The 24,352-nt window shown below is 71.6% G+C and carries 21 protein-coding genes; 11 read left to right on the forward strand and 10 right to left on the reverse strand.

The window, feature by feature from the left end; translation table 11 throughout:
• Window position 1: 1 nt before the first annotated feature.
• Complete coding sequence (locus Taqua_RS00260; protein WP_144324058.1) at window positions 2–1,339, reverse strand: TolC family protein; 1,338 nt, start codon at window positions 1,337–1,339, stop codon at window positions 2–4.
• 549 nt (window positions 1,340–1,888) lie between these two features.
• Window positions 1,889–3,100 (reverse strand): MFS transporter, encoded by a 1,212-nt coding sequence (locus Taqua_RS00265; protein ID WP_246094551.1) that lies wholly within the window; start codon window positions 3,098–3,100, stop codon window positions 1,889–1,891.
• A gap of 181 nt (window positions 3,101–3,281) precedes the next feature.
• Here Taqua_RS00265 and Taqua_RS00270 point away from each other — a divergent pair, with 181 nt between their 5' ends.
• On the forward strand, window positions 3,282–5,042 hold the full coding sequence (locus Taqua_RS00270; RefSeq protein ID WP_144324059.1) for a long-chain fatty acid--CoA ligase: 1,761 nt from the start codon (window positions 3,282–3,284) through the stop codon (window positions 5,040–5,042).
• A gap of 61 nt (window positions 5,043–5,103) precedes the next feature.
• The gene (gene acuI, locus Taqua_RS00275; protein WP_144324060.1) at window positions 5,104–6,105 is read left to right on the forward strand and encodes an acrylyl-CoA reductase (NADPH); all 1,002 of its coding nucleotides are present in this window, start codon (window positions 5,104–5,106) and stop codon (window positions 6,103–6,105) included.
• On the opposite strand, the gene Taqua_RS00280 is transcribed toward acuI, so the two are convergent.
• Window positions 6,095–6,922 carry a DUF2189 domain-containing protein gene (locus tag Taqua_RS00280; RefSeq protein WP_144324061.1) on the reverse strand — a complete coding sequence of 276 codons (828 nt, stop codon included), beginning with the start codon at window positions 6,920–6,922 and terminating at the stop codon, window positions 6,095–6,097. The genes acuI and Taqua_RS00280 overlap by 11 nt on opposite strands.
• 119 nt (window positions 6,923–7,041) lie before the next feature.
• On the opposite strand from Taqua_RS00280, the gene Taqua_RS00285 reads away from it, so the two are divergent.
• Complete coding sequence (locus Taqua_RS00285; protein WP_144324062.1) at window positions 7,042–7,815, forward strand: 2OG-Fe dioxygenase family protein; 774 nt, start codon at window positions 7,042–7,044, stop codon at window positions 7,813–7,815.
• A gap of 53 nt (window positions 7,816–7,868) precedes the next feature.
• Here Taqua_RS00285 and Taqua_RS00290 read toward each other — a convergent pair whose 3' ends face one another.
• Entirely contained in the window at window positions 7,869–8,843 is a 975-nt protein-coding gene (locus Taqua_RS00290; RefSeq protein WP_246094562.1) for a Bug family tripartite tricarboxylate transporter substrate binding protein, read from the reverse strand.
• Window positions 8,844–8,973: 130 nt separating this feature from the next.
• Here Taqua_RS00290 and Taqua_RS00295 point away from each other — a divergent pair, with 130 nt between their 5' ends.
• The 5 genes from Taqua_RS00295 to Taqua_RS00315 are packed head-to-tail and all read left to right on the forward strand — an operon-like array spanning window position 8,974 to window position 12,923.
• Window positions 8,974–9,834 (forward strand): TatD family hydrolase, encoded by an 861-nt coding sequence (locus Taqua_RS00295; RefSeq protein ID WP_144324064.1) that lies wholly within the window; start codon window positions 8,974–8,976, stop codon window positions 9,832–9,834.
• On the forward strand, window positions 9,831–10,373 hold the full coding sequence (locus tag Taqua_RS00300) for a DNA-deoxyinosine glycosylase (RefSeq protein WP_144324065.1): 543 nt from the start codon (window positions 9,831–9,833) through the stop codon (window positions 10,371–10,373). The genes Taqua_RS00295 and Taqua_RS00300 overlap by 4 nt, the downstream gene beginning before the upstream one ends.
• Before the next feature lie 5 nt (window positions 10,374–10,378).
• Complete coding sequence (locus Taqua_RS00305; RefSeq protein WP_144324066.1) at window positions 10,379–11,131, forward strand: class I SAM-dependent methyltransferase; 753 nt, start codon at window positions 10,379–10,381, stop codon at window positions 11,129–11,131.
• Entirely contained in the window at window positions 11,128–12,075 is a 948-nt protein-coding gene (locus Taqua_RS00310; RefSeq protein ID WP_144324067.1) for a DMT family transporter, read from the forward strand. The genes Taqua_RS00305 and Taqua_RS00310 overlap by 4 nt, the downstream gene beginning before the upstream one ends.
• A 41-nt stretch (window positions 12,076–12,116) precedes the next feature.
• Window positions 12,117–12,923: an SDR family oxidoreductase gene (locus Taqua_RS00315; protein WP_144324068.1), complete on the forward strand. Its 807-nt coding sequence runs from the start codon at window positions 12,117–12,119 to the stop codon at window positions 12,921–12,923.
• A 66-nt stretch (window positions 12,924–12,989) separates the two neighbouring features.
• On the opposite strand, the gene Taqua_RS00320 is transcribed toward Taqua_RS00315, so the two are convergent.
• On the reverse strand, window positions 12,990–13,937 hold the full coding sequence (locus tag Taqua_RS00320; RefSeq protein WP_144324069.1) for a DMT family transporter: 948 nt from the start codon (window positions 13,935–13,937) through the stop codon (window positions 12,990–12,992).
• 134 nt (window positions 13,938–14,071) lie between these two features.
• Here Taqua_RS00320 and Taqua_RS00325 point away from each other — a divergent pair, with 134 nt between their 5' ends.
• Complete coding sequence (locus tag Taqua_RS00325; protein WP_144324070.1) at window positions 14,072–15,064, forward strand: quinone oxidoreductase family protein; 993 nt, start codon at window positions 14,072–14,074, stop codon at window positions 15,062–15,064.
• A 10-nt stretch (window positions 15,065–15,074) separates the two neighbouring features.
• On the opposite strand, the gene Taqua_RS00330 is transcribed toward Taqua_RS00325, so the two are convergent.
• The 4 genes from Taqua_RS00330 to Taqua_RS00345 all read right to left on the reverse strand — a co-directional run bounded on the left by Taqua_RS00330 (window position 15,075) and on the right by Taqua_RS00345 (window position 20,119).
• On the reverse strand, window positions 15,075–15,527 hold the full coding sequence (locus Taqua_RS00330; protein WP_144324071.1) for a hypothetical protein: 453 nt from the start codon (window positions 15,525–15,527) through the stop codon (window positions 15,075–15,077).
• 97 nt (window positions 15,528–15,624) lie between these two features.
• Window positions 15,625–16,134: a signal peptidase II gene (lspA, locus tag Taqua_RS00335; protein ID WP_144324072.1), complete on the reverse strand. Its 510-nt coding sequence runs from the start codon at window positions 16,132–16,134 to the stop codon at window positions 15,625–15,627.
• 9 nt (window positions 16,135–16,143) lie between these two features.
• Window positions 16,144–19,062, reverse strand: a complete 2,919-nt coding sequence (gene ileS, locus Taqua_RS00340) for an isoleucine--tRNA ligase (protein ID WP_144324073.1) — start codon at window positions 19,060–19,062, stop codon at window positions 16,144–16,146.
• The gene (locus Taqua_RS00345; protein ID WP_144324074.1) at window positions 19,052–20,119 is read right to left on the reverse strand and encodes a bifunctional riboflavin kinase/FAD synthetase; all 1,068 of its coding nucleotides are present in this window, start codon (window positions 20,117–20,119) and stop codon (window positions 19,052–19,054) included. The genes ileS and Taqua_RS00345 overlap by 11 nt, the downstream gene beginning before the upstream one ends.
• A gap of 60 nt (window positions 20,120–20,179) precedes the next feature.
• Here Taqua_RS00345 and Taqua_RS00350 point away from each other — a divergent pair, with 60 nt between their 5' ends.
• Both Taqua_RS00350 and Taqua_RS00355 read left to right on the forward strand, forming a co-directional pair.
• Window positions 20,180–20,737, forward strand: a complete 558-nt coding sequence (locus Taqua_RS00350) for an HNH endonuclease (RefSeq protein WP_132963353.1) — start codon at window positions 20,180–20,182, stop codon at window positions 20,735–20,737.
• Window positions 20,738–20,848: 111 nt separating this feature from the next.
• Window positions 20,849–22,870, forward strand: coding sequence for a hypothetical protein (locus tag Taqua_RS00355; RefSeq protein ID WP_144324075.1), 2,022 nt, complete (start codon window positions 20,849–20,851; stop codon window positions 22,868–22,870).
• Here the strand turns inward: Taqua_RS00355 and Taqua_RS00360 are convergent.
• The gene (locus Taqua_RS00360) at window positions 22,854–24,326 is read right to left on the reverse strand and encodes a coniferyl aldehyde dehydrogenase (protein ID WP_144324076.1); all 1,473 of its coding nucleotides are present in this window, start codon (window positions 24,324–24,326) and stop codon (window positions 22,854–22,856) included. The two genes, Taqua_RS00355 and Taqua_RS00360, sit on opposite strands and share 17 nt — an antisense overlap.
• Window positions 24,327–24,352 lie beyond the last annotated feature (26 nt).

The following is a 24,352-nucleotide window of genomic DNA, read 5'->3' on the forward strand; positions in this document are numbered from 1 at the left end:
GTCAGTGGCCTTTCGCGGGGGTGGCGGGGGCATCGGCAGGGGCGGACATGGCCCGTTCGCTCAGCGGCAGGCCGGCCAGCACGGCTTGCAGGTCCAGCCAGGCCAGCCAGGCGTCGCGTTCGGCGGTGACCGCCGCCTGCTGGGCGGCGATGCGCTCGCGCGCGGCGGCGAGCACCTCCCAGGTGCTGGCCAGCATGCCGTTGTAGCGCAGCAGGGTTTCTTCCTCCAGCGCCTGCAGGGCGGGCAGGACGCGGTGGCGCTGGCGTTCGGCCCGTTCCGCGGCGCGTCGGGCGTTGGCCCATGCGAGGTCGAGGTCGCCGTCCAGCCGGCGCTCCAGCCGTGTCAGCGCGGCGTGCGCCGCCAGCGCCTGGTCCCAGGCGTGCGGCCAGCGCGGGGCGGTCGGATCCCACCGCGGAGCGTCCGGCAGGCCGCGCGCGACGGCCTGCGCCCAGGCGGTCTGTAGTTCGTCCCAGGCACCCGGGGGCAACGCGGCGCGCTGCCGCTGGGCGTCGAGCTGCAGGCGGCGCCAGTCGGGGTGCCGCTCGCGTACCTGGGCGGCCCAGGTGGCGCGGACATCGGTTGCCGCCAGGCTGGGCCGCGCGGGCAGGGTGTCGGGCAGGTGGCGCGCCAGGGCTTCGGGGGATTCGCCGCCACCGATCTGCTGCCACAGCCGCACCACGGCCTGCTGTTCGGCCGCGATGGCGTGCTCCACACGCGCGTCGGCGTCCCACAGCGGCAGGGTTTCGCGCCCTTGCCGCTCGGCGCTGAAGTTGCCGGTCTGGCGCATGCGCCGGGCCAGCTCGGCTCCCGCGTCGGCGGCGGTGTGGGCGTCCTGGGCCAGCCGGCGCACCTGGCGCGCCGCCACCGCCTCGATCCAGGCGGCTTGCGCATCCCGGACGACGGCCGCCGCGGCCTGCGCCAGGCGCAGCCGCTCGGTCGTCCCCAACCCTGGGGTGACGAGCAGATCGGGACGCGCCAGCAGGGCGCGACGGACCACCTCGTCCAGGGACCAGGTGGCGGTGTCGGGCGCGGGTGCCGGGCGCGGGCCAAGGCCCTGGGCCTGTTCCCAGCGCAGGATGTCGGCGTGTCCGCGCGGGAAAGCCCCGACGGCGTCGTTGGCCGCGCGCCACGCGGTGGCGGGGTCGGTGGAGGCGTCCCCCGCCGGCGGAGGGCCGGATGGCGGGGCCGTTGGAGCCGATGGGGCCGCACGGGCTGCGGGGGTGGACGCACCGGGGGTCGAGCCACCGGGGTGAACATGGGGGGTCTGGGCGTGCGCGCTGGTCAGGGCCGCCACCAGCAGCGGACCCAGCCAGCGCCGCCCGGGAAGGGCACGGGGCATGAACGATCTCCGGAAACGGGACGGGCGCGCGGCGGCGCACCAGACCGCCGGCGACGGAACGCGGGCCGGTTCAGGCGATCGGGGGTTTGTGCGGCGGGGCCATCGCCGGGGTCGGCGGCAGGTGCGCCTGAGTCAGGCCCCAGCGATGCGGGACAGGGTTGCCAAATGCTGCCGTCGCGGGCGCCGCCATCGCCGTGTTGTGACAAATGTCACACAGGGAGCATCCCGCGTGGAGGCTATGGGCCGAGTCGTGAGCAGCGGTCCCATCCGACGGCGTGTGCGCCGCGTGCCGTGCGGCATCGTGCGCGGGCGCCTCGGCGTGCATCGCATGGTGCGAGGCCGTATGGTCCTGCGGGGCCATGGGTGTGGCCACCGATGGCGTTGGCGCGTGCCAGGGCTGCAGCGCCATGGCATCCGCTGCCCACAACCGCCAGGGCAGCAGAGCCAGCAGCAACCACACCAGTGCGCGACGCATGGCCGCCATTACATAGCGGTGGCGGGTGTTCCGTGCTGCCGCGCCCCCGTTCAGCCCCACGCGCCGGGCGCCATTCAACGCGGGCGCGGACCCGGCGGCGGTGCCGTGTTGACCGCCAGGGTCAGCAGCGCCGCGGCGACGAAGACCGCGCCCAGCCACGCCAGACGCTCGAACCCCACGACGGGGATGGCCGCGCCGCCGATGGCGGAGCCCAGGGCCGTGCCGATGTAGACCATCGAGGCGTTCAGGCTCAACAGCAGGGGGGCTTGGGTGAACGCCAGCTCCGCCAAACGGGACTGCTGCGGGGTCATCAGCCCAAAGCCGCAGACGGTCCACACCGCAAAGGCGACGGCCGTCCAGGCCAGGTGCCCGGCTGTCCAGGGGACGGCGATCATGGTCAATAGCAGACAGGCCAACAGCAGCGCGATCGTGCGCCGAGGCCCCAGTTGGTCGGCCGCCCAGCCCCCGCCCAGGGTGCCCACCACGCCCGCCGCGCCGATGCCGGCCAGCAGCGCGCTCAGCCCGCCCGGCGTGAGCGGATTGAGCGCGAGCTGCACCGGCCCCATGTAGGCGGTCACGACGAAGATGCCCGTGAAGTACAGCAGCGTCAGCAGCAGCGCGAGCACCACGTCGCGCCGGCGCAGCACCGCGCCGATGCCGCGCAGCGAGGTCCCGCCGGCGTCCATGCCGGCGCGCAGGCGGCGGTGCAGCAGCCAGCCGATCAGCAGCGCGGCCGCCCCCACGCTCAACAGGGGCCAGCGCCAGCCCCATTGCAGGCCCAGCCAGGCGCCATAGGGCATGCCGAGCACATAGCTCAGGCTCATGCCCAAAAAGGTGCGCGACAGCGCCCGTCCGCGCTGCTCGGGGGCCGCCAACTGCACGGCCAGTCCGGCGGCAATCGGGGTGAACACCGCGCCCGCGCCCATCAGCACCCGTCCCACCATCAGCACCGTCAGATTGGGCGCCGCGGCGCCGAGCAGCGTGCCGCAAGCGAACAGGCCCAGCGCCCCCTGCATCACCCACGCCCGTGGCCAGCGGGCCGTGAGCGCCATCAGCAGCGGGGCCAGCACCGCGTTGGCCAGCGCGTAGACGGTCATGGTCTGCCCCGCGGCGCCGACGCTGGCCCCCAGCCCGTCGGCCACCGGTCCCAGGTAGCCCGTCATGCCAAAGGCCCCAGTGCCGATCACGAAATTGCACGCCGCAAACAGCCACAGCAGCCCCGGCAGGGGCGCGGCGGGCGCCGGGGCCTGTGGTGTCGGACCGGAGGAGGGCGCGGGGTTGGCCATGGGGGGACATGGTAGTCGGCGGCTGCGGTGCGGCCTGGCACGCGGGTGACGGTGTGCCTGTCTCGCACGAGACAGGCCCGTCCTTGGCGAGCGGGCCCCGCGCTGTCTATGCTGCGCGCTGGCGGCACGGCCCCACCGTGCCGCCCCACGACTGCATGACAAGATTCGAGGAGACTGCCCGATGACCACCGCCGAGTCCGCGACCCATCCCCCCAGCGATGCCCCCAGCGCCGGCGACGACCGGCCGCATGCCCGCGTCTGGCCCGCGCGTGTGCCGCGGACCATCCAGCCGCCCCAGACCTCGCTCTGGTTCAACCTGGAGGTGAGCGCGCGGCGGTACCCGGACAAGGCGGCGACGGTCTTTTTCGACCGGGTGATGACCTATCCGGAGCTGCAGCGCCAAGCCGAGCGCATCGCCGCCTGGCTGGCCGCGCGCGGTGTGCGGCGGGGCGACCGCGTGATCCTCTTCCTGCAGAACTGCCCGCAGTTCATCGTCGCCTACTACGGCATTCTGCGGGCCAACGCGGTGGTGGTGCCGGTCAATCCGATGAACAAGGCCGACGAGCTGGGCCACTACATCACCGATCCGCAAGCCCGCGTGGCCATCGCCGCGGCCGACCTGGCCCCTGCGTTGTGCGCGGCCGACGCCGCCCTGCCGCCCGAGCAGCGCCTGCGCGACCTGCTGGTGCTGCATTACCGCGATGCGATGCCCGACGATGCCTTCGACGGCGAGGCCGTGCCCCCCGCGTGGCGCGAATGGCTGGCCACGCGCCACCCCCTGCCCACGCTGACGCATGGCCAAGTGGCGGATTGGGCCCAGGCCCTGGCCTGCACCGATCCCCTGCCGCCGCACGAGGTGGGGCCGGACGATCTGGCCGTGCTGCCCTACACCAGCGGCACCACCGGGCTGCCCAAGGGCTGCATGCATCCGCACCGCACGCTGATGCACAACGCGGTGGCCGCCGCGGTGTGGACCAACGGCACCGCCGAAAACGTCGGCCTGCTGGTGGTGCCGATGTTTCATATCACGGGCATGGTGGCGGGCATGCACACCAGCGTGTACCTGGGCGCGACGGCGGTGATCATGCCGCGCTGGGACCGGGATCTGGCGGGCCGGCTCATCTCGCGCTGGCGGGTGACGCACTGGACCAACATCCCCACCATGGTGATCGACCTGTTGGCCAGTCCGCACTTCGATCACTACGACCTGTCCAGCCTGGTGTTCATTGGCGGTGGTGGCGCGGCCATGCCGGCGGCGGTCGCGCAGCGCTTGCAGGATCAGTTTGGCCTGCGCTACGTCGAGGGCTATGGCCTGACCGAAACCGCTGCGCCGTCGCACCACAACCCGCCCGACCGCCCCAAGCCGCAGTGCCTGGGGGTGCCGTTCATCGGCTGCGATGCGCGCATCGTCGACCCCGATACGCTGCAGGAGCTGCCGGTGGGGCAGGCGGGCGAGATCGTCGTCAGCGGCCCGATGGTGTTCGACGGCTACTGGCAGCGGCCGGAAGCCACCGCGGCGGTGTTTTTCGAGCGCGACGGCAAGCGGTTTTTCCGCACCGGCGACCTGGGGCGCATGGACGAAGAGGGTTATTTTTTCATCACCGACCGCTTGAAGCGCATGATCAACGCCAGCGGCTACAAAGTCTGGCCAGCGGAGGTGGAAGCGTTGATGTTCCGCCACCCGGCGATCGCCGAAGCGTGCGTCATCGGCGTGCCCGATCCTTACCGCGGCGAGACGGTCAAGGCCGTGGTGGTGCTGCGGCACGAGGCCCGTGGCCGTGTCAGCGAGGCTGACATCATCGCCTGGTGCCACGAGCACATGGCCGTGTACAAGGCGCCGCGCATCGTGGAATTCGTCGAGTCGCTGCCGAAGAGCGGCAGCGGCAAGGTGATGTGGCGGCTGCTGCAGGAAGCGGCACGCGCCAGTGCCGGCGCGGCCTGAAGCCCCCCGCCTGCCGCGGGTGGACCATGCTACGCTTGGACACCGTTGAAGGAGACACCGTATGCCCTTTCGTGCGCTTTGGATCGACAAAACCGACGCGTCCGGCTACAGCTGCGCATTGACCGAGCTGCCCGACGAGCGCCTGCCCGCGGGGGACGTGACGGTGCAGGTGGCGTACTCGACGCTGAATTACAAGGACGCGTTGGCCATCACCGGACGCTCGCCGGTGGTGCGCCAGTTCCCGATGGTGCCCGGCATCGACCTGGCCGGCACCGTGCTGGCCAGCGACGACGGGCGTTTTCGGCCGGGCGACGCCGTGCTGCTCAACGGCTGGGGCGTCGGCGAGGTGCACTGGGGCGGGTTGGCCCAACGCGCCCGCGTGCGGGCCGACTGGCTGCAGCCGCTGCCGGCGCCGTTGAGCGCGTGGGACGCGATGGCCATTGGCACCGCGGGCTACACCGCCGCGTTGTGCGTGCAGGCGCTGCAAGCGCACTGGGCCGCGCAGGGTGTGGCCCCCGGCAGCGGCGAGGTGCTGGTGACCGGCGCCGCGGGCGGGGTTGGCAGCATCGCCGTGGTGCTGCTGGCGCGCGCCGGCCACCGCGTGGTGGCCAGCACTGGGCGCGTGCAGGAGGCCGAGTACCTGCGCCAGCTGGGGGCGGCCGAGGTGATCGACCGCGCGACGCTGGCCGCGCCGGGCAAGCCGCTGCAAAAAGAGCGCTGGATCGGCGTTGTCGACGCGGTGGGCAGCCACACGCTGGCCAACGCCTGCGCCAGCACCCGCTACGGCGGTGCCGTGGCCGCGTGCGGCTTGGCGCAGGGGATGGATTTGCCCGCCACCGTGGCGCCCTTCATCTTGCGCGGGGTGACGCTGTACGGCATCGACAGCGTGATGGCGCCGATGCCACGCCGTCAGGCGGCGTGGGCGTTGCTGGCGCAAACCCTCGACCACGCCACGCTGCAAAGCTTGAGCCGCACCATCGGCTTGGCCGAGGCCATCGACGCGGCGTCGGCGGTGCTGGCCGGTCAGGTGCGCGGCCGGCTGGTGGTGGACGTCAACACGTGAGCGGATCGGCACGCGGCGGCACGATGTGCCGGTACGCGTGCCAGGTGGCGTGACCCAGCACCGGCCCCACCACCAGCAGGCCAAGGAACGCCGGCACCATCGCCAGCACGCACAGCAGCGTGATCAGCGCGCCCCACAGCAACATCACGCCGGGGTTGTTCAGGCAGGCACGCAGGCTGGTCAGTGCAGCCGACACGGCGTCGGTCTGGCGGTCCAGGATCATCGGGATCGAAATGGCGCTGCTGACAAAAATCAGCCCGGCGAAGATCGCGCCCACCACCAGGTAGCTGATGATGAACTCCAGGTTGTCCCAACTGAGCAGCGCGGTCAGCATGTTGGCGCCGGACGGCATGGTGTTCATCGTCACGGCAAACACCACCATGGCGGCGCGGCCCCACAGCATTTCCAGGATCAGCAGCACACCGCCAAAAATCGCCATCGTCGACAGCGTCGGCCGCCACGCCAACAGCGACCGGCGCAACGACGGCGGCTCGCCGCGTTCCAACGCTCGGCTGACGTCGTACAGCCCCAGCGCCAAAAACGGCCCCATCAGCAAAAAGCCCGCGCTCAGCGCCAGCACGTAGGCCGGCGCGTGCTGAAACGCCTGCCACAGCGCTTGCCCCATCAACGCAAAACAGGCGCCGTAAAACAGCCCGATGCGCGGGCTGCGCCGAAAGTCCTGCCAGCCCTTGGCCAGCCAGCGCAGCGGGTCGGTGGCGCGCAGCTCAGCCAGCCGTAGGTCGAACACCGATTCGCGCGCGGGCGCTGCGGTGGGGTTGGACGAGGTGTCGCTTGGGTCGTGGTGCAGCGTGGCCATCGGTCCCTCCGGATGCACTTGGTTTGATCTTTGTCAAAGCAACGTTAGCGCGTTCGCGTGCGGTTGTCCACTTCGCGTTTACCCCTAGGGGTTGTCCTCCGGCTACACTGTGCTCCGCCATGACGACCACGTTTGCACCCCCGACCGTCGCTCCCGCCGAGCTGTTGGCCTCGCTGCGTCACCAAGGCTATGCGGTGCTGGACGCGGTCGGCGTGTCAGCCTGGCTGGGGGTGCCGCCGGATGCGCTGCAGGCGCTGCAGCCGGCGTGGGATGATTTGCCGCCTGACGAGTACCTGAAGGACGGCGGGCGCTACCGCCGTCGACGCCACGGCTGCTACCGCATCGAAGGTGGCCAGGTGCAGGCGGTGCCGCATCGCGCGCACTACCAGCCGGTCGAGTACAACGCCCTGCACGGCGGCATGCGGCGCTGGTTTGCGCCGTTGACCCCGGCCCTGACCACCCAGCCTGCGTGGCCGCGCCTGCTGCACGCGGTGGCCGATGTGGCCAGCGCGCTGCGCGGGCCGCAGCCGTGGTTTGTGGAGGCGCACCCGTTTCGCATCGACACCACCGGCGGCATCGGCCGGCCCACCCCGGAAGGCGCGCACCGCGACGGGGTGGACGTGGTGGCGGTGTTTTTGGTCGCGCGCCACGCCATCAAGGGAGGTGAGAGCCGTGTGTTCGAAGCCGACGGCCCCAATGGCCAGCGCTTCACGCTGACCGAGCCGTGGTCGTTGCTGCTGCTGGACGACACGCGCGTGATCCACGAGACCACGCCGATCCAGCCGCTGCAGCCTGGGGTGCTGGGGTGGCGCGACACCCTGGTGCTGACGGTGCGCGCGGGCGGCTTTTTGGGCGATGACGAACCCGGCACGACCGCCGCTGCGCCGGCCTGAGCCATGCCGCGCCACCGCCAGCGGCCCGCTGGCGGTGGCGGCTTAGCCCGCCGTCACTGTGGCTGAAAGCCGCTGTCGCGGATGATGCGCGCCCACACCTCGCGGTAGGTGCGCTCGCGCGCGGCCAACTGCTCGCCGCTCATGTGACCGACGTTGAGTCCCATCGCGGTCAAACGCTCGCGCAAGGCGGGCTGGGCGAGCACCTTGGCCAGCGCCGCGTCCAGCTGCGCCAGCCTGGCCGCTGGCGTGCCCGCCGGCGCGAACAGGCCATAAAACGGCACCTCCTCGAACCCGGCCACCCCGAGCTCGGCGAACGTCGGCACGTCCGGCAAGGCTGGCTGGCGCTGGCGGCCCATCACGGCCACCACGTGCAGCTTGCCGGCTTTGTGGTGGTCGATGAAGTCGGGGATGGAGCCGACGCCGGCGGGGATCTGGTTGCCCAGCATGTCCGCCATCATCGGGGCGCTGCCGCGGTACGGCACCGGCACCAGGTCGAGCTGCTGCTGGCGCGCCAGCACCTGCACCAAAAACTGTGGCACCGACGCCGGCGCCGGGATGCCCACCGCCGCCTTGCCGCCTTGGCCGCGTACCCACTGCACGAATTCGCGCAGCGAGCGCGCCGGCGTGCCCGCAGACACCGCCAAGGCGTTGACGAAGGTGGCCAGCCCGCCGACTGCGACGAAGTCGCGTGCCGGGTCGAAGCCGGGGTTGCGCAGCACCAGCGGCAGGATCGACACCGTGTGGTCGTGCGACAGCAGCACGGTGTAGCCGTCGGCCGGCGCTGCCTTGAGCGCCTGTGCTGCCAACTGGCCGCCGGCGCCGGCGCGGTTTTCCACGACCACGGGCATGCCCAGCACCTCGCGCAGTGGATCGGCCAGCAACCGCGCGATGGCGTCGGTGCCGCCGCCGGGCGGAAAGCCCACCAGGATTTTGAGCGTGCGGCTGTCGGCACGCACCGACCACGGCGCGGCCAGCGTTGCGACGGCCGCGCTGGTTTGGGCGATGAAGCGGCGACGGGTGGGCGACAGGTCGAGCATGGGGCCTCCGAGACGTTGGACACAAGCGAATCGTCAGCCGCTTATCGTACGCCCATGGCGCCGACGGCGGTGTCGCCTGGGGGCAGCGCGGCCCGCGCGGCTGCCGGATAATGCGGGGCCGATGTGGATCGACACCCACTGCCATTTGGATGCCCCCGAGTTTGGCCCGGACGCCGAGGCTGAGCGTGCGCGGGCACGGGCGGCCGGGGTGGCGTGGTGCGTGTTGCCCGCGGTGCAGGCCGCTGACTTTGAGCGGGTGCGTGCGTTGGCCCACGCCACCGGGGATGTTTACGCGCTGGGTATCCACCCGCTGTACGTGCCGCAGGCGCACGACGACGATGTGCGGCGCTTGGACGAAGCGCTGCAGCGCTGGGGCGACGACCCGCGGCTGGTGGCGGTGGGGGAAATTGGGTTGGATTTTTGGGTGCCGGCGCTGTGCACCGAGGCGATGCGTGCGCGCCAGCAGCACTTTTACCGCGCGCAGCTGCGCCTGGCGCAGCGCCACGGGCTGCCGGTGATCGTGCACGTGCGCCGCAGCGCCGACGCCCTGCTGGCGGGCCTGCGCGCGCAGGCCGCCGCGGGCCGCCCGGTGCTGGGCGGCATCGCCCACGCCTTCAACGGCAGCGTGCAGCAGGCCATGGCGTTCGTGGCGCTGGGCTTCAAGCTGGGCTTTGGGGGCGCGGCCACGTTCGAGACCGCGCGGCGGCTGCGCGCGCTGTGGGCCGCGGCGCCGGCCGACGCCATCGTGCTGGAGACCGACGCGCCCGACATCCCCCCACAGTGGTTGTACGTGCCGGCGCACGAGCGCGCCGCGGGCCGGCCGCAGGGACGCAACAGCCCGGCGGAGTTGCCGCGCATCGGGGCCGCGCTGGCGCCGCTGCGCGGGTTGGAGCCGGCGGCGCTGGCTGCGTTGACGTCGGTCAACGCGCGCGCGGCGCTGCCGCGCTTGGCCGCGCTGGCGCGGCAGGAGGGGATGCCATGAGCGCCCCCCCACGCCTGCAGGGTCTGCCGCCGGTGCTGGACGCCTCCACCCGCGTCGTCGTGCTGGGGAGCTTTCCCAGCGTCGCGTCGCTGCGGGTGCAGCAGTACTACGCCCACCCGCGCAACCATTTTTGGGCCATCCTCGGGCTGCTGTGGGGCGAGCCGCTGACGCAGTGGCCTTACGAGCAGCGGCTGGACGCGGTGTTGGCGCGTGGCCTGGGCATTTGGGATGTGTACGCCCGCTGCGAGCGCCAGGGCAGCCTGGACAGCGCCATCCGCGCCGCCGAGCTCAACGACCTGGCGTGGTTGCGCCAGCGCTGCCCGGCGCTGCGGGCGGTGGCGCACAACGGTGGGGAGAGCTGGCGCCACGCACGCCACACACGCGCGCTTGGGGTCGCGGTGGAGCGACTGCCTTCCAGCAGCCCGGCCAACGCCCGCTGGTCGCTGGCGCACAAGGCACAGGCGTGGGCGCGTGTGCTGGCGCGCCATGGGGTGCCGGTGCGCCCGGACGTGTGGCAGCAGCCCGTTGACGAGGTGTGACCGCGATGAGCCACGCGCCCGTGTTGCCCCCCGTCACCCTGTCCGAGCAGGACGGCGTGCGCCACCTGCACCTGGGCACCCCCTGGATCCAGGGCAGCATGCGCTTGAAGCGCCCGCAGGAGCTGGTGCTGCAGTACGTGCAGCGCATGATGGCGTGGCTGCTGTTCGTCGAGCCGGACGGGGTGGCGCAGCGGCGCGCCCTGCAGTTCGGGCTGGGGGCCGGGTCGATCACCCGCTTTTGTCACCACCGCCTGGGCATGCACACCACGGCGGTGGAGCTCAACCCCCAGGTGGTGGCCGCGTGCCGCGGGTGGTTTCGGTTGCCCGACGACGGCCCGCGGCTGCAGGTCATCGTGGGTGACGCCGCGCACTGGGTGCACCACGGTCCGTGGCAGGGCGCCGTCGACGCCCTCAGCGTCGACCTGTACGACCACGAAGCCGCCGCGCCCGTGTTGGACAGCGCCGACTTTTACGCGGCCTGCCGCGCACTGCTGACGCCCGATGGCTGCATGAGCGTCAACCTGTTTGGTCGCTGCGCGAGCTTGGCGCGCTCGATGGCGACGCTGCAGCAGGCCTTTGGCGCCCAGGCCCTGTGGGTGTTCAAGCCCACGCGCGAGGGCAACACCGTGGTGCTGGCGCAGCGCCAACCCCAACACCCGCCGCGCGAGGTGCTGCAGGCCCGCGCCGAAACCATCCGCGCGCGCTGGGGGCTGCCCGCCCCGCAGTGGTTGCGCAGCTTGCGCCCCTGGTCGCCATGAGTTCCGTTCCGTCCAACGCCGCCACCCACGCCCCGGATGCGCATGCCCAGGCCCGCCAGCGCAGTGGCCTGCTGCTGGCCGCGGCGGGGGCCGTGGCTTTCAGCGGCAAGGCCATCATCGTCAAGCTGGCCTACCGCCACGGGGTGGACGCGGTCACCCTGCTGATGTACCGCATGCTGTTTGCGTTGCCGTTGTTTGCGGCGATGGCGTGGTGGAGCACGCGCCGTGCACACGGTGGCGTGCCGCTGACGTGGCGTGACCGGCTCGGTATCGTCTGGCTGGGGTTCACGGGCTACTACGCGGCCAGCTTTCTGGACTTTTGGGGCTTGCAGTACATCAGCGCGAGCCTGGAGCGGTTGATCCTGTACCTCAACCCGACGCTGGTGCTGCTGCTGGGGTGGCTGCTGCATGGCCGGCGGGTGACGGCGCGCCAGTGGGGCGCCGTCGCGCTGAGCTACGCCGGCGTGCTGCTGGTGTTTGGGCACGAGGTGCGCTTCGACGGCCACGCCACCGTGGTGGGCAGCGCCCTGGTGCTGGCCAGCGCCGTCAGCTACGCGCTGTACCTGGTGCACAGCGGGCAGATGGTGGCGCGCGTGGGCGCGCTGCGGCTGGTGAGCCTGGCCACGGTGGTGGCGTGCGTGCTGTGCATCGCGCAGTTTGTGCTGTTGCGGCCGCTGCACGCCGCCGTGGTGCCGGCGCCGGTGCTGTGGCTGTCGGTGGCCAACGCGGTGTTGTGCACGGCCGCGCCGGTGGTGATGGTGATGCTGGCCATCGAGCGCATCGGCGCCGGTCTGACGGCCCAGACCGGCATGCTGGGGCCGCTGTCCACCCTGGCGCTGGGCGTGCTGCTCCTGGGCGAGCCGTTCAACGTGTGGATCGTGGCCGGCACCGCCTTGGTGCTGGCCGGGGTGCTGTGGGTGAGCCGTGCCGGCTCCGGGCGCTAGCGGCGCGGTGGGGGGCGGCGGCAACGGAAAGGAGTGCAACGATGGACTTGGGCATTGCCGGGCGTTGGGCGCTGGTGTGCGGCGCCAGCAAAGGCTTGGGGTGGGGCTGTGCGCGTGCGCTGGCGCGCGAAGGGGTTAACGTCGTCATGGCGGCGCGCGGCGAAGCGGCGCTGCAGGCTGCCGCCGACGCTTTGCGCGCCGAGCTGCCGGCGGGCGCGGCCACGCGCGTGCTGACCGTGGCCGCCGACGTCACCGCCGACGCCGGCCGCGCCGCGCTGTGGCGCGTGCCGGGCGGCCCGGGGCGCGACTTCGATATCGTCGTCACCAACGCCGGCGGCCCGCCGGCGGGCGACTTTCGGCAGTGGGGGCAGGCCGAGTGGATGCAAGCTTTGCAAGCCAACATGCTGGCCCCCATCGAGCTGATCAAAGCCACCGTCGACGGCATGGCCGCGCGGGGGTTTGGCCGCATCGTCAACATCACCTCCAGCGCCGTCAAAGCGCCGATCGACATCCTGGGCCTGAGCAACGGCGCGCGCAGCGGGCTGACCGGCTTCGTGGCCGGCCTGGCGCGCAGCGGCCTGGCCGCCCGGGGCGTGACGATCAACAACCTGCTGCCAGGCAAATTCGACACCGACCGCCTGCGCGCCACGCTGCAGGCCGCGGCCGAGCGCAGCGGCCGCACGCTGGACGAGGTGCGCGCCGCGCAGCTGGCGCAGATCCCCGCGCGGCGCTTCGGTACGCCCGAGGAGTTCGGCGCCGTGTGCGCGTTCCTGTGCAGCGTGCAGGCCGGCTACCTCACCGGCCAGAACATCCTGCTCGACGGTGGCGCCTACCCGGGGACGTTTTGAAGCTCACCTTCGGTGCGGCGCACGCCGCATGGCGCAAGCCGCCGCCGGCCACCATGCGCCGCACCGTCATGCGCGCCGCGCCGACACGACGATGCCGGCGACGATCAACACGAACGCCACCGCGTGGTAAGCGCGCGGCGGCTCGCCCAGCAGCAGCGTGGACATCAGCGCCGTGAACAGCGGCGTGAGGTTGGTGAAAAAGCCCGCCACCGTGGGGCCGGCGCGCTGCACCCCCGCGCCCCAGGCGCGGTAGGCCAACACCGACGGCCCCACCGCCACGAACAGCACGATGGCCGCCAGCGGCCAGCTCCATGCGATGCGGGTCGGCATGTCCGCCGGCGCGGCCAGCGTCAGCCACGTCCATTCTCCCGCGGTCAACACACCCGCGGTCAGCAGGCCAAACACCGTTTGCGCCAGCAAAAACGCCGCCCAGTCGGCGCGCACGCGGGGGTCTTCGTCGTGGCGTGTCAGCAGCCAGCTGTAGCACGACCAGGTGAAGGCGGCGGCCAGCATCCAGGCGTCTCCGGGCACGAAGCGCAGTTGCATCAGGTTGGCCCATGAGCCCTGCGACAGCACCACCAGCACGCCCGCCAGCGACAGCACCGCGCCACCCAACTGTGGGCGCTGCACCGGGGCGCCGAAGAACAGCCGCCCCACCAGCATCATCCACACCGGCATGCTGGAGGCCACCAGCGTCACGTTCAGCGGCGACGAGGTGTGCAGCGCCAGGTATTGCAGCATGTTGTAGCCGGCCACGGCCAGGCTGCCCAGCAGCAGGTAGCGGCGCCAGTCGTGCCAAACGGGGCTGCTGCGGCGCAGGATCCAGCCGCCCAGCGGCACCAGCAACAACGCCGCCAGCACCCAACGCAGCAGGTTGAACGTGATGGGTGGGATCCACGGGGCGGCCACGCGGCCGACGATGGCGTTGCCTGCCCACAGCAACGGTGGCAGGGTCAGCAGCGCGATCGTGGACAGTGTCAGGGCCGGGTGACGGGGGACGGACGGGGACGGCATGCGCCCGTACTGTAGCCGACCGTCGGCGACCCCGGGCGCCACGGGGGTGACAGCGCCCCGGTGGCGGCAAGCGCCGCCGATGTGGCACCATGCGCGCCCATCACCTTCAACGCGAACGCAAGGAGCATTTCACCATGACCACCACCAGCCGTGCCGTGCTGATCGACGTCCCCGGCGGCCCCGAGGCCATGCGCCTGGCCGAGGTGCCCGTAGGAGAACCGGGGCCTGGTGAGGTGCGCATCCGCCACCATGCCATCGGCCTCAACTTCATCGACGTGTACCACCGCACCGGGCTGTACCCGTTGCCCATGCCGGCCCGCTTGGGGATGGAGGGCGCGGGGGTGGTCGAAGCGGTGGGCCAGGGGGTGACCCACCTGCAGGTGGGCGACCGTGTGGCCTACGCCGCCCAGCCGCCGGGCAGTTACTGCGACGTGCGCGTGATGCCGGCGATGAACGTGTGCCGCTTGCCCGACGCGATTGGGTTTGAGGAGGGCGCGGCGATGATGCTCAAGGGCCTGACGGCGCAGTACCTGCTCAAGCACTGCCGGCCGGTGGAGGGGTTGCAGGCCGGCGATTGGGTGCTGCTGCACGCCGCCGCCGGGGGCGTGGGGCTGATCGCCTGCCAATGGGCGCGCTCGTTGGGGCTGCGCGTGATCGGCACCGCCGGCAGTGACGACAAGTGCCGCTTGGCCGAAGCCCACGGTGCCGAGGTGTGCATCAACTACCGCACGCACAACTTTGTCGAGCGCGTCAAGGCCATCACCGGCGGGCAGGGCGTCAAGGTGGTGTACGACTCGGTGGGCAAGGACACCTGGGAGGGCTCGCTGGACTGCCTGCAGCCATTTGGGCTGATGGTGTCGTTTGGCAACGCCAGCGGCCCCGTGCCGCCGTTTGCCCCCGGCATTCTCGGGCCCAAGGGGTCGCTGTATGTGACGCGGCAAACGCTGTTCACGCACATTCGCTCGCGCGAGCGCACCCAGGCCATGGCGGACGATCTGTTCAGCGTGGTGACGTCGGGGCAGGTGCGCATCCACGTCGCGCAGCGCTTTGCGCTGGCCGACGTGCAGGCCGCGCATCGGGCGCTGGAGGCGCGCCAGACCATCGGCTCGACGATCCTGCTGCCGTGACCGGTGAGGGTCAGCGCGCGGCAGCGGTCGGGTCGGCAGCGGCGCTGACCGCCGCCGTGCGCTCGCACCAGTAGCTGAGCGCGTGCCCCCGCGTGGGTTCGCGCACCACCTGCAAACCCGTGAAGCCGTGGGGCGCTACGGTGGGGCTGCCGGGCAGGTAGTGCGCTTCGTGCAGCAGATAGGTCTGACCCTGCCAGCGCCCCAGTGTGCGCACGGTCACGCCGGCGCCGGGCGCGGGGGGTAGGCGGTTGACGATTTCCAGCGCGATGCTGGCCCCCTCCAGCAGGGGCTGCACGGGGTCGTCCGGGGCGCTGGGGGCCACGACGAACGAGCGCGCCGCCCCGGCCCAGGCCACGTGGCACTGCACCGGCTGCGCCGCCACCGGCATGATGGCCAACATCGCCACGCCCAGCGGCACCCACCAGCCCCATGCAGGGCACCATGCATCGTTGCTGCGCACCATGGCTTGGCATTCTACGCACACGCCGGCCTTTCCACCCAGCCCCGCGTGGGGCAGGCTGTGGCGTGTCCGCCACGCGCGTGGCGATGGCGGGTGCGTGTCAGCGGCTGCGCCGCACGCGCCGCAGCTCATCGACGATCAGGCCGATGGCCCCTGCGGTGATGGCCATGTCGGCCACGTTGAACGAGGGGTAGTGCCCGCCGGCGAACAGGGGTGCCAGCCAACGGTGGTGAAAGTCCAACATGTCCACCACGTAGCCGTGCAGCGCGCGGTCGATCACGTTGCCCAGCGCGCCGCCCAGCAGGCACGCCAGCGAAAAGGCAAACAGCTTTTGTTGGTGGTGGGCGCGCAGCAGCCACAGGATGACGGCCACCGCCACGAGCCCGATGCCGAGGAACAGCCAGCGCTGCCACCCCCCCGCGCCGGCCAGGAAGGAAAACGCTGCGCCGGGGTTGTGCACCCGCACCAGGTTGAAAAAGCTGGTCACCGGCAGCACCTCGCCGGGGCGAAACAGCACCAGGATCAACCCCTTGGAGGCTTGGTCCAGCAGCACGATGACCGCCGCCAAGCCCAGCCATACCAGCATGCCGCGCGACGACGCCTTGGCCATGCGGCACCCTCAGGCGGCGTGGCGCGGTTCGCCCGCGCCGTACAGGTTGGCGGTGCAACGGCCACACAGGTGGGGGTGCGCCGGGTCGTGGCCGACGTCGGCGCGCCAGTGCCAGCAGCGCGCGCACTTGGCGTGCGGCGACGGCGTGACCTGCACCGCCAGCGCCGCCCCCGGCTGCAGCGTCAGCGCCGACACCAGGAAGACAAAGCGCGCGTCGTCACCCAGTGTGCTGAGCAGCGCGTGGTCTTCGGGCGGCAGCGTCAGCGTCACTTCGGCCTGCAGCGATGGACCGATGCGCCCGGCGCTGCGTTCGTCCTCGATGGCTTTGTTGACCGCGTCGCGCACCGCCAGAATGCGCTGCCACTTGGCCAGCAGCGCCTCGTCCGGCGTGGGCAAGGCCAGGTAGGTTTCGGTGAAGATCGACGGGGTGTGTCCGACCAAGGCCCAGGCCTCTTCGGCGGTGAACGACAAAAACGGCGCGATCCAGCGCAGCATCGCGTGCGTGATCTGGTGCAGCGCCGTTTGCGCGCTGCGCCGCGCCAGGCTGTTGGGCGCGGTGGTGTAGAGCCGGTCCTTGAGCACGTCGAGGTAAAAGGCCCCCAGCTCCTCGGAGCAAAATACCTGCACCTTGGCCACCACCGGGTGGAATTCGTAGCGCTGGTAGTGCGCCAGGATGTCGGCTTGCAGCTGCGCCGTGCGCGCCAGCGCCCAACGGTCGATTTCCAGCAACTGCGCCGCCGGCACGGCGTCGCGCGCAGCGTCGAAGTCGCTGATGTTGGCCAGCAAAAAGCGCAGCGTGTTGCGCATGCGCCGGTAGGCGTCGACCACCCGCGCCAGGATGTTGTCGTCGATGCCCAGGTCACCCGCGTAATCGGTGGAGGCGACCCACAGCCGAATGATTTCGGCGCCCAGCTTGTCGCTGACCTCCTGCGGGGCCACGACGTTGCCCAGCGACTTGCTCATCTTGCGGCCCTGGCCGTCGACCGTGAAGCCATGGGTGAGCAGCGCGCGGTACGGCGCGCGGCCGTGCATTGCACACGCCGTCAGCAGCGACGAGTGGAACCAGCCGCGGTGCTGGTCGTGGCCTTCCAGGTACAGGTCGGCCTCGGGGCCGTCGTCGTGGCCGGCGCCGGCGTGGCTGCCCCTGAGCACCGTGTGGTGCGTGGTGCCGGAGTCAAACCACACCTCCAGGATGTCGGTGCTCTTGGTGTACTGCGCGGGGTCGGTGGGGTCGCCCAGACGTTGCAGGATGTCGGCCACCGTCAGTTTGCTCCACGCCTCGACACCGCCCGCTTCGACGACGTCGGCCGCCAGGTCGATGATCTCGGGCGTGCGCGGGTGCGGCTCGCCGCTGTCCACGTGCAGCAGGAAGGGCAGCGGCACGCCCCACGAGCGCTGGCGGCTGATGCACCAGTCGGGTCGGTGCGCGATCATGTCGCGCAGCCGCGCGCGGCCGCTTTCGGGGTAAAAGCCGGTTTGCTCGATGGCGTGCAGGGCCAGCTCGCGCAGCGTCTGCGGGGCGGGGTCGGTGGCGAAGATGCCGCGCGTGGCCTCGGTGGGCGCGTCCATGCGGATGAACCACTGCGCTGCGGCGCGGTAGATCACCGGCGTTTTGTGGCGCCAGCAGTGCGGGTAGCTGTGCGTGATGGTTTGGGTGGCCAGCAGCCGGTCGGCGGCGCGCAACGTGTCGATGATCGCGGGCGTGGCCTGCCAGATCGACTGCCCGCCAAACAGCGGCAGGTCGGCTGCGTAGACGCCGTTGCCCTGCACCGGGTTGAGGATGTCGGCCGCGGCCAGCCCGTGCGCGGTGCACGAGTTGAAGTCCTCCACGCCGTAGGCGGGGGCGCTGTGCACGATGCCGGTGCCGTCGTCGGCGGTGGCGTAGTCGGCCAGGTACACCGGGCTCAAGCGGTCGTAGCCGGGGTGCACGTGCGCCAATGGGTGGCGGAAGTGGATGCGGTCCAGCACCCGGCCGGGTGCCACCGCCAGCACCTGGCCGCTCAAGCCGTAGCGCTGCAGGCAGGGCTCGACCAGCGCCTCGGCCAGCAGCAGCAGACCGCGCGGGGTGTCCACCAGCGCGTACGGCAGCGCGGGGTTGACGTTGAGGGCTTGGTTGGCCGGGATGGTCCACGCGGTGGTGGTCCAGATGACAGCGTAGATCGGGCGCTGGGCCAGCGCGGCCAGGTCGGCGTGCGGCAGCGGCGAAGCCGCCGCAAACGCCTGCAACAGCCGCTCGGGCTCGGCGCACAAAAACGCCACGTCCAGCGTCTGGCTGGCTTTGTCGGCGTACTCGATCTCGAACTCCGCCAGCGACGAGCCGCAGTCGAAGCACCAATACACCGGCTTCAAGCCACGGTACACGAAGCCCCGCTGCATCACGCGTTTGAAGGCGCGCAGCTCCTCGGCCTCGTTTTTGAAGTCCATCGTGCGGTACGGGTGCTCCCAGTCGCCCAGCACGCCCAGCCGCTTGAAGTCGGCCATCTGCAGCGCGATTTGCTCGCTGGCAAAGGCGCGCGCTTTGGCCTGCATGTCGTCGCGGCTCAGGCCGCGGCCGTACAGCTTTTCGATGGCGTTTTCGATCGGCAGGCCGTGGCAGTCCCAGCCCGGGATGTACTGCGCGTCAAAGCCAGCCAACTGGCGGGCTTTGACGATCATGTCTTTGAGCACCTTGTTGACGGCGTGCCCAATGTGGATGCGGCCGTTGGCGTAGGGCGGGCCGTCGTGCAGGATGAACTTGGGCGCGCCGCGGCGCGCGTCGCGCAGGCGCTGGTACAAGCCCTGCTCCTCCCACTGACGCACCCAGCCTGGCTCGCGCTGCGGCAGGTTGCCCCGCATCGGAAACGGCGTCTGCGGCAGGTTCAGCGTGGCGCTGTAGTCGGGCAGGGACGCGTCGCGCGCGTCGGCGGCAGGGGTGCGGTCAGGCTTCATGGTGGGCGCTATGCAAGCCACGGGCGGCCCACCAGGCACGGGCGTCGGCGCAGTCCTGGGCAATGCCAGCCGCCAGGGCATCCAGGCTGGGGTAGCGGAGTTCGTCGTGCAGCTTGTGCAGCAGCTCGACGCGGATGATTCTACCGTAGGCCTCGCCGGGCACCGCCGCGTGCGCCAGCGCCGCCTGCACGCGTGCCGGCCACGTCAAACAGTGGGTCTCCAGCAGCACGCGGCCGCCGTTGACGTCGCGCGGGTCGAGCGACGGGCGCACGCCGAGGTTGGCCACCCCCGGCAGCGGCGCGGCGCCGGGGGTTGGGTCCAGGCCGTGCACCTGCACGACAAAAATGCCGCTGGCCGCCGGCTTCCAGTGCGAAAAGCGCAGGTTGAGGGTGCGAAAGCCGTCGCCGCGTCCCGTGCCCGACTCGCCCAGCGCGCGCCCCAGCTTGCGCCCGTGCACCACGTGGCCGCTGATGGCGTAGGGCCGACCGAGCAACGCCGCCGCCGCATCCATGTCGCCGGCGGCCAGCGCCGCACGCACCGCCGAGCTGGACACACGCTGGCCGTGCACTTCGTAGCTGAGCATGCGCGCGACCTCGAAGCCGCGCGCGCCGCCGGCGGCGTCCAGCAGCGCGTAGTCACCGCGGCGCCCGGCGCCGAAGCGAAAGTCATCGCCCACCAGCACGTAGCGCACGCCCAGCGCGCCCACCAGCACGTCGTCGATGAACGCCTCGGCCGACAGCGCCGCCAGCCGCTCGTGGAACGGCAGGATGATGCACTCGTCGATGCCGCAGCGGCGCAGCTCCTCCAGCTTGTCGCGCAGCGTGGCGATGCGCGCCGGGGCCAGCGCCGGGTTGCGCGCCCGCGCGGCAAAAAAGTCGCGCGGGTGGGGCTCGAAGGTCAGCGCACACGCCGGCAGGCCGCGGTGACGCGCTTCGTTGAGCAGCAGCGCCAACATGGCCTGGTGCCCGCGGTGCACACCGTCGAAGTTGCCGATCGTCAGCGCCCGGGCGCGCGGGGGCTGGCGCAGCAGGTTGTGCAGGCCGAATACGATGTTCATGCGGGTGTTGCGCCGAGGTCACACACGGGTCATCAAAGGGCGCTACTATGACACACTGCCATGAGGGTGCTCAAACTCACCGCGCACGGTTTGCCGCAAGCGTGGCTGACGCTGCAGGAAGCCGTGCTGCACTACGCCGCAGGCGACGTGCGCTGGGTCGCCGGGGGGCGCATCGCCGTCTTTCGCGGTGGCATCAACGCCCGCACCGGGCGGCAGTCGCGCGTCGAGGTGCATTCGATCATCGGCACGCGCGGGCACGCCGCCGTCAACCCCTTCGATATCGTGCCGAGCCTGACCAACGCCAAGCTGTTTGCGCGTGACCGCCAGCTCTGCGCGTACTGCGGCGGCCGCTTCGACGAAACGGAGCTGACGCGCGAGCACGTGGTGCCGCTGGCGCAAGGCGGGCGCGACCATTGGATGAACGTGGTGACGGCGTGCCGCGCCTGCAACCACCGCAAGGGCAACCGTACGCCCGAGCAGGCGCACATGCCGTTGCTGTACGCACCGTACGTGCCCAGCCTGTGGGAAGACTTCATTCTGCGCAACCGGCGCATCCTGGCCGACCAGATGGAGTTTTTGATGGCGCACCTGCCGCGGCATTCGCGCTTGCACGCGTGATGGTGTGTGGCGCGGCGGCCACAGGGCGGGGGCGGGCGGTGACGATCGTGGCCCAGGCCGTGCGCCGTGGCGTTATGATGGCCCAACATCCACCACGAGCAGTGGGCGCCCATGACCAACGCCGCACACACCACCCCACGCCCCTACCGCTGGCGCTTCGTGCGCGTGGGCGGCGTTGACCAACCCGTGCTGGACAGCGCGGCGGATCTGCAGGCGCTGGCTGCGCTGGACCCCAAGCTGTGGGGGGCGTTGGCGTGCCCAACCCAGGGGTTGACGATCGACCCGCGCACGCTGGCGTGGCTCGACACCGACGCCGACGGTCGCATCCGCCGCCCGGAGGTGCTGCAGGCCGTGGGCTGGCTGTGCGCGCGCCTGCGCGACCCGGGCCTCGTGTGGGACGGTGGCGACCAGCTGCCGTTGGCGGCGTTGCGCGACGACGATGACGAGGGGCGCGTGTTGACCGCCGCGGCCCGGCTGGTGTTGCAGCGGGTGGGTCGCCCGGGCGTCGACGCAGTGGCCGTGGTCGACGTGGCCGACAGCGCCCGGTTGTTTCCGCCGGTGTACCCCAACGGCGACGGCGTGGTGCCGGCGGACCTGGTGGCGGACCAGCCGACGCTGGCGCTGTGGGTGCAGCGGCTGGTGCAGGACTACGGCGGGGCGGCGGACCGCAGCGGCCAGCCCGGCGTGACCGAGGCCATCATCGACCAGGCCGACGCCGATGTGCAGGCGCTGCGGGCGTGGCTGGCGGCCCGCCCGAGCGGTGACCCGGGGCCATGGCAACGGGCCTGGGACGCCGTGCAAGCCGTGGCGACCAAGGTGGACGACCATTTCGTGCGGTGCCGGCTGGCGGCGTTCGACCCCCGCTTGGTCGCTGCGTTGGAGCTGGCTGTCGCAACCGTGCCCGAATCCGGCTGGGAGGCTGCCGACTGGCCGCTGGCGCGCCTCACGCCCGAGGCCACGTTACCGTTGGAGGGCACGGCCGTCAACCCGCTGTGGGCCGAGGCGCTGGCGACCCTGCAGCGCGATGCGGTGGCGCCCCGGCTGGGCGCGCGTGCGGTGCTGAGCGAAGCCGACTGGCGCGCCCTGCGTGCCGGGTTGCAGCCATGGGGCGATTGGCTGGCGCAGCGGCCCGACGTCCCGGCCGCCGCCTGGGAGGCGGCCTGGTTGGACGACTGGCAGCGCGACGGGGTTGCCGACCAGCTGCGCGCCGCTGCGGCGCGCGACCGCGGGTTTGCCGCCGAGGCCGAGGGCATTGAGGCGCTGCGCCGCTTGCTGCACCTGCGCCGCGACATCGCCACGCTGCTGCGCAACATGGTCAATTTTTTGGACTTTTACACCCGTGCCCAGGCGGCGTTCCAAATCGGCACGCTGTACATCGACCAGCGCGAATGCCGGCTTTGCTTGCCTGTCGGCGACACGGCGGCGCACGCGCAACTGGCCGCTTACAGTGGCCTGTACCTTCTGTACGGCCAGTGCGAGCGCGCGGGCGAAACGCCGCAGGCCATGGTCGCCGCGCTGACGGCGGGCGACACGTCGGACTTCATGGTCCCGGGGCGGCATGGTGTCTTTGTCGACCGCCAAGGGCGCGACTGGCAGTTCACGTTGCAGCGCGTGGTGGAAAATCCTATCAGCGTGCGCGAGGCGTTTTGGCGCCCCTACAAGCGCATCGCGCGCATGATCGGCGATCAGATCCGCAAGTTCGCGGCGGCGCGCGATCAGGCCGTGGAGGCGCGCGCGGCGCAGCAGGTCAGTCAGGGCGCCGCTGCGGTCGAGCAAGGCAAGCCCACCGCACCCGCGCAGGCGTTTGATATTGCCAAGTTCGCCGGCGTTTTTGCCGCCATCGGCCTGGCGCTGGGGGCCATCGGCACGGCGTTGGCGGCGTTGGTGGCGGGCCTGATGCAGCTGGCGTGGTGGCAGGTGCCGCTGGTCGTGTTGGGCGTGATGCTGCTGATTTCGGGCCCGTCGATGCTGTTGGCCGCGCTCAAGCTGCGCCAGCGCAACATCGGTCCGCTGCTGGACGCCAACGGTTGGGCGGTCAACGCCCGCGCCCGCGTCGGCATTGCCTTTGGCACCCGCTTGACCAGCGTGGCCCAACGCCCCAGCGGCAGCCAAAGGGTCAGCGCCGCAGCATGAAGCGCAACAGCCGCTGCAGCGCCGCCCCGTAGGGGGGGCGCACCCAGCGGTCGAACACCGCACCCACCAGCGTCGACTGCTCGTACACGCCTTTCAGGTGCGAAAAGCGCTCGAACCCATGCCGCCCGTGGTACGCCCCCATGCCACTGGCACCCACGCCGCCAAAGGGCAGCGCGTGCTGCGGCTGGTGCAGCATGCAGTCGTTGACAGTGACGCCCCCGCTGACCGTGTGCGCCAGCACGTGCTCGATGGTGGCGCGGTCGCGCTCGAACAGGTACAGCGCCAACGGGCGCGGGCCGGCGTTGATGTGATCCAAAGCCTGCGGCAGCGTGTCGTAGGTTAGCACCGGCAGCAGGGGGCCAAAGATTTCCTCCTGCATCAGCGCGCAGGTGGCCGGTGGGTCCAGCACCGCCACCGGGCCGAGCACGGCCGGGCGGGGTGCGGCTGACTCGGCCGGGGGCGGACCATCCCCCATCAGCGGCACCAACGTGGCGCCGGCCGCGGTGGCCTCGTGCGCCAGGCGCAGCTGGCGCTGCCACGCGGTGGCCGACAGCAGGGCCGTGTAGTCGGGGTCGTCCACCCCGCGCGGCCAGCGCCGCTGCACACTGCGCCGCAGCGCCTGCACGAAGGCGTCGCGCTGCGCGCGCGGCACCAGGCAGTAGTCCGGCGCGATGCAGGTCTGGCCGGCGTTCCAGCCCTTCGCGGTGGCGATGCGGTCGGCGGCCAGCGCAACGTCCGCACCGGGGCCGACGATGGCGGGTGACTTGCCTCCCAACTCCAACGTCACTGGCGTGAGGTTGGGCGCGGCGGCTTGGGCCACCAGCTTGCCGACGCGGGTGGAGCCGGTGAACAGCAGGTGGTCCAGCGGCAGCGCCGCCAGCGCCGCGGCCACCGTCGTGCCACCCGTGACGACGCACACGTGGTCCGAGGCAAACGCTTCGGCCAACACACGCTGCAGCAGCTCGGCCGTGTGCGGGGCCAGCTCGGACGGTTTGAGCAGCACGCGGTTGCCGGCGGCCAGCGCGTCGGCCAGCGGCGACAGCGTCAATTGCACCGGGTAGTTCCAGGCGCCAATGATGCCCACCACCCCCAGCGGTTGCGGCACGATGCGTGCCCGTGCGGGCCAAAACAGCGGGTTGACCGGCGCGCGCCGCGGGCGCATCCAGCGCGCCACGTGGCGCAGGTTGTGGCGGATTTGGTCCGCCAGCGGACCCAGTTCCAACAGCCGCGTCTCGGTGGCGCTGCGGCGGCCGAAGTCGGCGTTCACCGCGCGCACCCAGTCGGCTTCGTGGTCCAATACCGCTTGCAGCAAGCGCCGCAGGTGGGTGCGGCGTTGGGCCGCGTTGGGCGCGCCGTCGCGCTGCGCGGCTTGGCGCATGCGCTGCAGCTGACCGCGCAGCACGGCGGCCACGTCGTCGGGGTGCAGGGCGGCAAAGTCGTGGCGCCAGGCGTTCATCGCAGTCTCCGGTAGGTGCGTCGGCC

This window comes from Tepidimonas aquatica (assembly GCF_007556585.1).
Taxonomy (GTDB): Bacteria; Pseudomonadota; Gammaproteobacteria; order Burkholderiales; family Burkholderiaceae_C; genus Tepidimonas; species Tepidimonas aquatica.

What these genes read in the sequence shown, in the direction of transcription:
- Taqua_RS00315 (WP_144324068.1), top strand. Translation starts at nt 12,117, where the DNA reads ATGGACTTGGGCATTGCCGGGCGTTGGGCGCTGGTGTGCGGCGCCAGC.
- Taqua_RS00350 (WP_132963353.1), top strand. Translation starts at nt 20,180, where the DNA reads ATGAGGGTGCTCAAACTCACCGCGCACGGTTTGCCGCAAGCGTGGCTG.
- acuI (WP_144324060.1), top strand. Translation starts at nt 5,104, where the DNA reads ATGCCCTTTCGTGCGCTTTGGATCGACAAAACCGACGCGTCCGGCTAC.
- Taqua_RS00295 (WP_144324064.1), top strand. Translation starts at nt 8,974, where the DNA reads ATGTGGATCGACACCCACTGCCATTTGGATGCCCCCGAGTTTGGCCCG.
- Taqua_RS00300 (WP_144324065.1), top strand. Translation starts at nt 9,831, where the DNA reads ATGAGCGCCCCCCCACGCCTGCAGGGTCTGCCGCCGGTGCTGGACGCC.
- Taqua_RS00260 (WP_144324058.1), bottom strand. Translation starts at nt 1,339, where the DNA reads ATGCCCCGTGCCCTTCCCGGGCGGCGCTGGCTGGGTCCGCTGCTGGTG.
- Taqua_RS00325 (WP_144324070.1), top strand. Translation starts at nt 14,072, where the DNA reads ATGACCACCACCAGCCGTGCCGTGCTGATCGACGTCCCCGGCGGCCCC.
- Taqua_RS00280 (WP_144324061.1), bottom strand. Translation starts at nt 6,922, where the DNA reads ATGGCCACGCTGCACCACGACCCAAGCGACACCTCGTCCAACCCCACC.
- Taqua_RS00285 (WP_144324062.1), top strand. Translation starts at nt 7,042, where the DNA reads ATGACGACCACGTTTGCACCCCCGACCGTCGCTCCCGCCGAGCTGTTG.
- Taqua_RS00345 (WP_144324074.1), bottom strand. Translation starts at nt 20,119, where the DNA reads ATGAACATCGTATTCGGCCTGCACAACCTGCTGCGCCAGCCCCCGCGC.
- Taqua_RS00355 (WP_144324075.1), top strand. Translation starts at nt 20,849, where the DNA reads ATGACCAACGCCGCACACACCACCCCACGCCCCTACCGCTGGCGCTTC.
- Taqua_RS00305 (WP_144324066.1), top strand. Translation starts at nt 10,379, where the DNA reads ATGAGCCACGCGCCCGTGTTGCCCCCCGTCACCCTGTCCGAGCAGGAC.
- Taqua_RS00330 (WP_144324071.1), bottom strand. Translation starts at nt 15,527, where the DNA reads ATGGTGCGCAGCAACGATGCATGGTGCCCTGCATGGGGCTGGTGGGTG.
- Taqua_RS00270 (WP_144324059.1), top strand. Translation starts at nt 3,282, where the DNA reads ATGACCACCGCCGAGTCCGCGACCCATCCCCCCAGCGATGCCCCCAGC.
- Taqua_RS00310 (WP_144324067.1), top strand. Translation starts at nt 11,128, where the DNA reads ATGAGTTCCGTTCCGTCCAACGCCGCCACCCACGCCCCGGATGCGCAT.
- Taqua_RS00360 (WP_144324076.1), bottom strand. Translation starts at nt 24,326, where the DNA reads ATGAACGCCTGGCGCCACGACTTTGCCGCCCTGCACCCCGACGACGTG.
- lspA (WP_144324072.1), bottom strand. Translation starts at nt 16,134, where the DNA reads ATGGCCAAGGCGTCGTCGCGCGGCATGCTGGTATGGCTGGGCTTGGCG.
- ileS (WP_144324073.1), bottom strand. Translation starts at nt 19,062, where the DNA reads ATGAAGCCTGACCGCACCCCTGCCGCCGACGCGCGCGACGCGTCCCTG.
- Taqua_RS00265 (WP_246094551.1), bottom strand. Translation starts at nt 3,100, where the DNA reads ATGGCCAACCCCGCGCCCTCCTCCGGTCCGACACCACAGGCCCCGGCG.
- Taqua_RS00320 (WP_144324069.1), bottom strand. Translation starts at nt 13,937, where the DNA reads ATGCCGTCCCCGTCCGTCCCCCGTCACCCGGCCCTGACACTGTCCACG.